We start from the raw sequence: 9,436 nt of genomic DNA, 5'->3' as shown, positions 1-9,436 counted from the left end.
TTTGTGGAAGCTTTAGAAGCTTTTCGGACAGCGATGTCTTTCCGTTTCTTTGAGTGGCTGACCGAGAATCGGGATGTGTTTGCCGCTTACAAAGCCAGTTTAGGCTTTATTTGGGCTTGAAATTTGTTTAAGTCCCACTATGCTACTTAGTGAAGTGCGGAATGTGTGTCTTAACTAAGAAAAGGTGCGATATCGATGGGGAACCAATCCCCGTCTAATACTTGTTCGAGAGTGAATATAGACTCTAGGGGAATTGTATTTTTATCGACAATTCTCCCATCAATTAGGGTTTGTCTTGCGTCTGAATAGGCCTCCCCGAAGGAATTGATGGCATGATTTTTCAGAGTTGGGGTTTTCATCTTTTTTTTCAGTTGCACTCGAAAAGTGGCTATCTCTCCTAGCCAATGACGCGCGTTTCGTTCTCTTTCCGCTGCCCAATAACTCAGTTTCAGAAGATGGATTAATAGTTGAGTTAATAAACTTTCTACGGCCTGGCGCTCACTTTTTCCCATCCATTCGACTTCCTCGATCAGATTTTCCCAGTCCACCCTGTCAAACTCTTTTCGCTTTAACAGTTCGGCGGTTTTTTCTGTCCAGAGAACAAAATCTTCCTCATAGAGAACGGAGAGCGATGGCGGGGTTTGTGCGGTCATAATAGATTTCTGACGTTGCTGATTTGAGATAGGAATCTTCTTGTGTGGGATTTTTAAAACCTAGAGCCAAACTAGCTTTTGGATAGGATGCACAGTTGGTAAGTAGCTAGACACAATTAATTACACATATCTAACTAGCTCTTGCATGAGTGCCTTTTGCCTTTCCTAACCAAGAAGTTAATTTCGTCCTATTACTTATTCATACCTTGAGTCAGCAACACCAGCAGCAGAAAAATTAATTCTGACTCAAAAATAAACTGGGCAATCCGATAAGATTATCCTGCTTAAAAAAGATCGAATTTTGTTGTCGCAATTTACCGATTAATCTTGTTACTGTGACTCTGGTAGTGCCGATGGCGCTGGCAATTTGAGCGTGAGTTAGGGGATAGGGAAGATAATAGCCTTCTACACAGGGTTGACCGTATTCTTCCAATAATAGAACCAAGAACCCCATTAATCGATCGAGGGAGCGTTTTTGACCGAGAATACTCAACCAAAATAACTTACGCTGGTATTGATGGCGAAAAGTTTCCATAACAGCCGATCGCAATTGCGGCCATTGTTCTAGGTCTTCCCAGTATAACCAGACTAACTCGGTCTCGTCTAGATGAGCTTGGGCTTGTAATTGAAAGGTAAATTGAGAAACAATCTCAAAAGGTTGACCTGCACCCACAAAACCGAGAAATACTTCCTCACTATCGGCAATAGGTAGTTGACGGGGGGATTTTTGGTCAATAACGTTAACTTGTGCCTTACCAACAATACGAATCGCCCCAGATTCCACAAAGTATAATAGCCCGGGGCGCGTGGCTACTCTTTCATCTTTGGCAAAGGTATGGTTGCGATAATGGGATTTTGCCCAGTTAAAGATTTCTGTTTCTTGACCGATTAAGGGTATAAAATCCGACGAAGGAACCGAAGAAGACATTAAAATTAATAACCCACTGGGGCGTTGAGGGAACTGTAAACTAATGTAACAAAAAATTTCTGTGATTGGGGGGGTCTTGTGGCCGCTAGATGGTTATTGGTCAATAATCCCTAAAAGTTGCGGGGATTGGGCAGATAGGAGAATTATTAAGTATTCTTAACAGTATCCCCGCCCCAATGTTACAAAAGCTAGATAATCACCTGATCTATTTTTAACTTTTTCTCGCTTTTCTGGGGACTATGGCTTAGGATAGGATGCGTAACTATAATTTTCTATCCGATGATAGATGATAGTTGATAGATAACTTAAATTTATACTTTTCCTTAAAAACTTCGGTCAAACTTGTATGAATAGCATTAGACAAAAAGTTGAATCCCTCTTGAATCAATTACCAGATGATTGTTCAATTGAAGATATTCAGTATCATTTATACGTTCTGGAGAAGGTGCGTCAAAGTTTGAACGCTGCCTCTCTGGAGAATACAATCCCCCAAGAAGAAGTTGAGGGTCTTTTAAACAAATGGCTGATCGAGTGAATTATCGCCTTGTCTGGTCGCCCAAAGCAATTGAAGACGTGGATGCGATCGCATCTTATATTAGTCGAGATTCCCCGTCCTACGCGGCGGCCGTCGTGCGCCGAATTCTTGATATAAGCTATTCTTTAGAAAATTGTCCCCTAGAAGCGAAAAAATGCGCTGAATTTAGCGATGAAACCATCCGAGAAAAGTCTGCCTACGCCTACCGTCTGATCTATCAAATTCAAGGGTCAGTAGTTATTATAGCGGCGATCGTCCATAGCAAGCATTTCTTGGATTGATCGAGTCAGTGATCAGTGATCAGTTATCAGTGGTCAGATTTGAGTTTTCAATTTACTGTTCACTGTTTACTGATCACTGAAAAGTCCCCCACCCCCCAATTTTGAGCCTAATTCCCGCTTAATCCGGTTGAGAATTGAGGTTTCATCGAGGGAATCGAGAATACTGGCCACCACTGCCTTCGGGCCATCGGGTCCCCAAGTGGCCCCATTAGCGAGATAGGTTTTCGTCACTTGGCCGATCGTGTAACAGGATACACCGGCAACCCCCGCTTGAGTCAGGGCGATCGAAGTATAGGGAAAGAGAGAAATGCCGCCAGTGGCAGGAATCGAGAGACCGAGTAATCCTTTTAGGGAACTTAAGCCCAAAACCGCTAAAAATTCGCTGGCACTAATACCCCCCATATTGAGGGCAATTTTTTGTAAAAGAGCGATCGCCCCCTGACGAGTTAAATCGATGCCGTATAAGCGAGAAAGAGCGAGAATCATGGCTAGATCGATAACTGCTCCCGTCAACAGATCCAACACCGTCACTGGATTGAGAGCGATCGCCGATGCTTTGATCATCACTGCTTTTTGAATCAATTGATTAGCGCCGCGATCACGGATAGCCATTTTGCGGGCGACAATTTGCTCGTTTACCTCGTCCGCATACAGCATAGAATTGAGTGCTACCAGCGATTTACCCTCTCGCTCTAGAATTTCCAAAATTTTGAGTTTCAGGGCTTCTATCTGGGGGTTTCCCCGAAATCGTTGCGTTTTTAGCCGCCCATCCTGCCCTTTAACCGTCTCCGCCAAGAGGGGAGAGGCCGCCACCATAACGATCTCATCGGGGGAGAGTAATTCTTTCACCCGTTCTGAGGCGATTTTCTCATAGATAGCGAGGCGATCGACTTCCGGATACTGATCGATTTTATTAAAGACCAAAATCATCGGTTTTCCCGCTTCCCGCAACTTGGCCAAGGCGGAAAATTCCACTTTGGTCATATCACCAGAGATGATAAAAAGGATTAAATCCACCTGCTGCGCCACCTGACAGGCGAGAATTTCCCTCGTTTGCCCATCTACCTCATCAATACCGGGAGTATCAAGCAATTGCACCTGAGCATTACCCTGGCCGTTCAGGGTCAGACGCGCTAGATGAGGGAAAGTATCATCGCTGCTTAACTGCCAATTTACCCCTTTAATGGTGCGGGTAACTCCGTGTAGAGGACCAGTTGTAAAGATTTCTTGACCGACCAGAGCATTTAAAATCGAGGATTTTCCCCGGCCCACCAGACCAAAAGCGGCAATTTGAATCAGGGATCGATCGAGTTTTTCCAGCAGGGCCACTAGGCGATCGATCTCCGCTTCTAGACCAATTTTCTCGATCGAGGTAAGATCGAGACGCTCAACAAGTTTGCCCAGAGAATTGCGTGCCTGATTATAGTTGAGTTCTTCTTGAATAGTGCCGACACCTCGAAGCGCTTGTTCTAGGTCTTCGGTATTCCAAGCTCGATCGAGGAACGGGTCAGAGGTCATTTCAGTTATCAGTTATCGGTTATCAGTTATCAGTGATTAAGTGGGTGGGTGTTAAAAATTGTCAGATACTCCCCTTATCAAGGGGGGATTAAGGGGGGAACCATCTTCAATTTAATTATAACCAGCTACTTTATTAAGGACAATCAGGATGAGTGTCATCTACGACTTGGAACACATCACCACCTATCATTATCGTAAACCGGTAACTTTTGGGGAACATCGGGCGATTTTTTTGCCCAGCACCGGTCACGGTGAAAGAATTATCAGTTATTCTGTAGAGGCGAATATTGCCGCCAAAACGCGCTGGACTATGGATACTCTATCTAACAACGTGGTAGGGATTGAATTCGCTCAAGCAGCGTCAGAATTAATCGTTACCTGTCGATTACGGGCGGAACATTTTGGCTTAAAAGCGATCGCTGATTTTCCCCTCGCTCAACGGGCGATCGAAATTCCCATCCAGTACACCCCCGATGAATGGTCAGATTTAGTGGTGTTTATGCGTCCCCACGCCGAGGATGCCGACGGCAGCCTGGCAGCTTGGGCCAAAAGTTTTGTAGCGGGGGACCAAGATGATACCCTCGATGTCATGGAAAGAATGATGGCCGCTATCAAAGATAATTTTACCTACCAAGCCCGGGAGAGTGAAGGAACTCAATCCCCCGGAGAAACCCTGCGGCTAAAGTCGGGAACTTGTCGCGATTATGCTTGGTTGATGATCGAAGCTTTGCGAAGATTGGGTTTAGCCTGTCGTTTTGTCAGTGGCTATCTCTACGATGCTGCCCTCGACGGTGGTGAAGTGGGGATGACTGGCTCTGGCGCTACCCATGCTTGGTTACAGGTTTATCTACCGGGGGCCGGTTGGCGTAATTATGATCCGACTAATCAAATTACCGCCGGCTTTGATTTAATTCGAGTGGCGATCGCTCGTCATCCCGGTCAAATCATACCTCTTTCTGGTTCTTGGTTTGGTGATGCTGATGACTATTTATCTATGGATGTTAAAGTGACCATTCGCAAGCTGGGGACGCTGCCGGATTTTGATCCCAGGGAATAGGTTGAATTTCGGGTTTTTCCTTGACTGGCGATCAACTCCTGACTCCCCCAAAGGAAAACTTACTACTTCACTAAGCTGTTCGTAATTTAAAGCGAATATTCCCGTTAGGTTGTAGCATTTTTATCGATTTTTGTCAAGATATATTTGACACAATTTATTAGAAAAAGGGTTTCTAAAAGAAACCCTTTTTCTGCTTTCCAACTAATCCTATTTGACCTAATAGGTAAGGTCTCGGTGGACAAGCTTCGATTAAGAAGTATCAGTTAACTCAGTTTCCAACTAATCCTATTTGACCTAATAGGTAAGGGAATTTGACTGGTCTGAGCGCACCGCTCAAAACTTTATGTTTCCAACTAATCCTATTTGACCTAATAGGTAAGGAATAAGAGTAAGGCTAATTAATGAATTAGCCTTACTTTTTTAGTTTCCAACTAATCCTAATGTGTAATTAATTTTGCTTAGGTACTTAACTATAAACGGGATTATTTCGGTCAAAGTTTTTGAAATTTTCCCTCTTGACCATTATTCTCGTCTAGAAAACCTAGAAAATAAGCACAATCATCAGAGTCATCAGGAAAAATTGTTAAAATTCTAGGTATTGATGATTATTTTTGGGATACATTCGATGCCAAAGACGACCAATTTGATTGATATTTTTTGTTACTATTCCTGTCACCGAGGTTTTATAGATACTTAAAATATCCAATTTTTGATAGGCTTTGTGAAGCCATGTTATGGCTAGGGAATCATCTTTATCTTCGGCAATTCTTCCCCAAACCTCGACATTTCTGTGATGCCAACTTTCTCGCCACTTAGCACTATTATCGGGAGTTATGGGGATATTTTGTCAGGTCATCCATTCTTTAGCAATAGTGCGAACATCTTTGATAAAGGGATGAACATGAGTTAAATCTCTGACTTTATTATCGTTGATTAAAGAACTTTTATCCCACCATTGCCAATGACAGCCAATTAAGGGTTTATTGGAATAATAATCCTCATAGAAAATACTATGATCTGCTCGTCGCCATGATTTACCAAATCCTCCTAATAACATGGCAAAACGAGTGAGAAGACAAATTAATTTTTTTAAGTATTCTTGCTGGTTTTCGAGGAGAGATTGGGTGAGAATCCAGCGCAATTCTCCTGTTACTGTGTAGGTGGGTTCCTTGTAACCCTTGGCAAAGGTTCCTAACTGTAGAGAGTTGACACAAAAATCGACCGCTAGTAAACCTTCGGTTGCTTCTCCGTCAATTCCTCCAAATAGCTGATTAACTAATTTTTCGGCATTTTTAGCATCAGTTAAACCGCCAAAAATACGCAAAGCATGACCGCAAATTGCTCCTCGAAAAATATTGGGTCGAAATTCCCTTTTACCATCGAGGCTTTTAGGAGCCATTCCTTGCCCTTTCAGAAAACATTTATATAAAGGTTCTTTTGAAGGTTTAATGTCTTTTGGCAAGCCGTAACCGCTACTAACACGGCATCCTAGACCAGATTCTAAAGCTCTTTCCCAGATAGTCCAAATCTCCTCCCAATCGGGTTGTTCTATTGAGCTAGAAATGCCAAATTTTAGGGTAGGTTGATAGAGAGAAATGTAAGGATTCAGGTGCCTCAAATGGAGTCACAGAGCGGCTTCTAAAATCTCAGAACTCGCTAAACTAACAGTTTCATTCTCAATAAGCACGAAAATTAAGGCTTTCAGCGTTTCTTAATGAGAATGAGGATTTGGCCATAATTCGCCTAAATGCTTACACAGCATGGGTTTGACTGCTTTTTGTATGACCTGAATCCTTACAAAACCTACAATCAGCAACAGGAAATAATGAGGATTAGGTATCGCTTGGGACAGGGGGAGACGGCGGAGTTTCTGGAGTCTCAGGTTAGGGGGGAAGGGTTGAGAGGGCAGTTGGTGGAGTTAGAGAATTTGCTGGGAGAAAAGGTGAGAGAATTGGGGCGGTTGATAGGTGATGAATTAAACCTAAGTAGGTAGCCATGCAGTGTAAACATATACACCACCAATATTATCTATATTTTCAGGTCCAATTTTCTCTTTTTTAAATTTAAATTTTGCTTGTTTCAGCAATTCTTCATACTGCTCACAAGAGACTTTAAAATCTCCCTTTTCCTCCAGACCAGATTGTAAGGCTTGTCTCTCAAGTTCTGCCAAAATCATTTCCCCCTGTCCTTTAGCAATGTCAATAATATGACTGTGGTAATCTTTCAAAGCAGAGTCTCGATCATCCCTATCATTCGGATCATGTTTACGAAGAAATTCATCTCCTACAATCATTAGACCATTAGGCTTCAAATTCTGCTTGATATTATCAAAGTATTTTGCTTTGTCAGCCGTCTTAATATGATGGTCTGCAAACGAGGAAAATATATAATCAAATTCTCCCTCTGGATTGTAAGTACGGCTGTCTTTATTAAGAGTCTTGACTTTTTTATATTGCTCTCTGAATTTACCCTTAAGAATTTGATAGCAATGCCAGTCAATTTCTACGGCCACTATCTCAGTTACATTGGTAATTTTATTTAAGCGGACAGTAAAAATGCCTGTACCTGCACCTAATTCTAATATTCTGATTGGGGAAGAATTGTTGCTACTATGCTCTAAAAAAATTTCGATCATTTTTGACATCATATCTTGATAATAAGCGTGCTTTTCTTCATGTTCATCATAGGGTATTACATCAATATATTCAGACATTTCTATAAGTTTTCTTTCATAGGGAACTAGGTCTTTAAAAATCCTCGCTCTTAGGGAATCAGTCTCTGCTTTCTCTTGGATAGTATGGGGAGGTATAAAAACAGGTATTTTTGAGGATAATAATTTCTCAAATAATTCTTCGTGCTGGGCAATCATGTTTGGATCAGCAATAAAAGAGATATTCTTTTCTTCCGTGTTGTCATCATCATATACTGCAAGCAGCTTGCTTCCTGATACCTCAATAATAGAAAAGTCTTTAGTATTGTTAGCTCCCAAGACATCTGATAGCTTGGTCAAACTTATTGCATAAACATTGTATTTCTTAGAATGTTCTCGGAGAGTTGCTAGATGGTAATCAAACTCCTTTTCAGAGAAAAATGCAAACACTCTAATGTTTTCTGAACACGAAGTTGTTAAAATTTCCCGTCCCATCGGCTGTGACCAAAACAGTTCTTCGACGTTGACGAGAGCGATTGCCTTGACATAACAATTTTCTAGATTTTTTTGTAAAGAAATAAGATATAATGGATACTGAGATGCTGGAAGTGAAAAGGTCGATTCTATATTTCTAGAACGCTCATAAAGTTGAGAATAAGAGTCATAAATAACTCTTTGAAAGCAAAGGTTTTTCTTGACATAAGCATTTTGAGAATTTAGTGTTTCTACTTCATCATGAACCCTGCCGAGGATATTACCTATGTCACGGAAATAAACATGAGGAGATCGTGTTCGCTCTGCCAAAAACTTTTGCCAGTCAGGAAACCAGCCGTTTACCAATGCTTGACACATCTTGTTGTTCCATTCAGAATTCATATCTTGTAGCAATTTTACCCAATCGTCACGGTTAGCAGCTTCAATTGCTTGATAGCGTTTTAACGGCTCAATTAATCTTTCACCAAAATTGATAATCTTAATTTTTTCTAGCCGTGCGACTAGCAAACCAGTCTCAAAGTTTAGCCAAGAGCTTTTAGAAGCACCAGGAGTTAAGCAGACAACGCCAATTTTGGCTTGCTGCGAAGCTTTCATAGTTGCGTCATACCAGTTTTCTCCTGGAGGTATATCACGAGATGATATCCAACTTTTTAGAGGAGAATATTTAAATATTGTGTCGGCGAGATGTTCAGCTAGTGGCTTCCCCCACTCGCCTGACCAAGAGATAAAGACTAGTATCTCCATAAAAAACTCCATTGTAGAGGTAATAATTCTTGAATTTGAAGAGATGAGTGAAGTAAAGAAAGATTACTCGATTATGCCTACTCCAAAAGCCTCATCCCCCACTTGTAGTTTACCTTGTGTGGGCATAGCAATGGCAAACGGAAGATGATATGTAACTGGTTCTCCATCGTCATAAGCCACTACCTCAAACGCCTTGACTGGATCGAAGTTTTCAAAATGGCGTGTGAAGGAAACCCTGTCACTATTAGCTCTTATGATCTGTTCAATCCTAACAATTGTATGGCTTGCCGTAGGCTGTAACTTAACAGGCGCAAGCATTTTTAGTTCTTGAAGGAGGTGAATAGCAGTGCTATAAGCGATCTTATCCGTCTCACGAGCGCCCGTTCTTCCACATTCGGCGATCACTCCAACTCCGCCTAACCGGTTAACTTCGTCTATTGGGACTTAGGCGTTTTCGGTCAGCAAAAAAGGCTCAAACCATTATGGTACAAAGGGTTAACCTCGATTTATGATTTTCCTTGATCTATCTGGGTTTCAGCGATTTTGGGCTTCTCGAAGTAAATCCCAAGCGGGGA

At 41.9% G+C, this 9,436-nt stretch carries 8 protein-coding genes and 1 pseudogene; 3 read left to right on the top strand and 6 right to left on the bottom strand.

The window, feature by feature from the left end; genetic code table 11:
* Positions 1–170: 170 nt before the first annotated feature.
* Positions 171–653 (bottom strand): DUF29 domain-containing protein, encoded by a 483-nt coding sequence (locus IM500_RS11820; RefSeq protein WP_190722218.1) that lies wholly within the window; start codon positions 651–653, stop codon positions 171–173.
* Positions 654–888: 235 nt separating this feature from the next.
* Complete coding sequence (locus IM500_RS11815) at positions 889–1,581, bottom strand: Crp/Fnr family transcriptional regulator (protein WP_190722217.1); 693 nt, start codon at positions 1,579–1,581, stop codon at positions 889–891.
* Positions 1,582–1,927: 346 nt separating this feature from the next.
* Between IM500_RS11815 and IM500_RS11810 the strand changes: the two genes are divergently transcribed.
* Positions 1,928–2,116, top strand: a complete 189-nt coding sequence (locus IM500_RS11810; RefSeq protein ID WP_002737442.1) for a hypothetical protein — start codon at positions 1,928–1,930, stop codon at positions 2,114–2,116.
* Positions 2,101–2,397, top strand: a complete 297-nt coding sequence (locus tag IM500_RS11805; protein ID WP_079206196.1) for a type II toxin-antitoxin system RelE/ParE family toxin — start codon at positions 2,101–2,103, stop codon at positions 2,395–2,397. Before IM500_RS11810 ends, IM500_RS11805 begins: the two co-directional genes overlap by 16 nt.
* 66 nt (positions 2,398–2,463) lie before the next feature.
* Here the strand turns inward: IM500_RS11805 and IM500_RS11800 are convergent, their stop codons facing one another.
* Positions 2,464–3,915: a GTP-binding protein gene (locus tag IM500_RS11800; RefSeq protein WP_190722216.1), complete on the bottom strand. Its 1,452-nt coding sequence runs from the start codon at positions 3,913–3,915 to the stop codon at positions 2,464–2,466.
* Between the two features lie 148 nt (positions 3,916–4,063).
* Here IM500_RS11800 and IM500_RS11795 point away from each other — a divergent pair, with 148 nt between their 5' ends.
* Positions 4,064–4,972 (top strand): transglutaminase family protein, encoded by a 909-nt coding sequence (locus IM500_RS11795; protein ID WP_190722215.1) that lies wholly within the window; start codon positions 4,064–4,066, stop codon positions 4,970–4,972.
* 491 nt (positions 4,973–5,463) lie between these two features.
* On the opposite strand, the pseudogene IM500_RS11785 reads toward IM500_RS11795, so the two are convergent.
* From IM500_RS11785 to IM500_RS11775, 3 genes and pseudogenes are all read right to left on the bottom strand, one after another.
* Positions 5,464–6,569 (bottom strand): annotated as a pseudogene (locus IM500_RS11785) (RAMP superfamily protein); the annotation flags it as partial.
* 384 nt (positions 6,570–6,953) lie between these two features.
* Positions 6,954–8,861: a methyltransferase domain-containing protein gene (locus tag IM500_RS11780; RefSeq protein ID WP_287738490.1), complete on the bottom strand. Its 1,908-nt coding sequence runs from the start codon at positions 8,859–8,861 to the stop codon at positions 6,954–6,956.
* 63 nt (positions 8,862–8,924) lie between these two features.
* Positions 8,925–9,266 carry a hypothetical protein gene (locus IM500_RS11775; RefSeq protein ID WP_242034646.1) on the bottom strand — a complete coding sequence of 114 codons (342 nt, stop codon included), beginning with the start codon at positions 9,264–9,266 and terminating at the stop codon, positions 8,925–8,927.
* Between the last annotated feature and the right edge of the window lie 170 nt (positions 9,267–9,436).

Origin of the sequence: Microcystis sp. M179S2 (assembly GCF_020245805.1) — a bacterium.
Taxonomy (GTDB): domain Bacteria; phylum Cyanobacteriota; class Cyanobacteriia; order Cyanobacteriales; family Microcystaceae; genus Microcystis; species Microcystis aeruginosa.
Note: the sequence above shows the minus strand (reverse complement) of the source record. Positions and strands in the feature narration are given on the sequence as shown.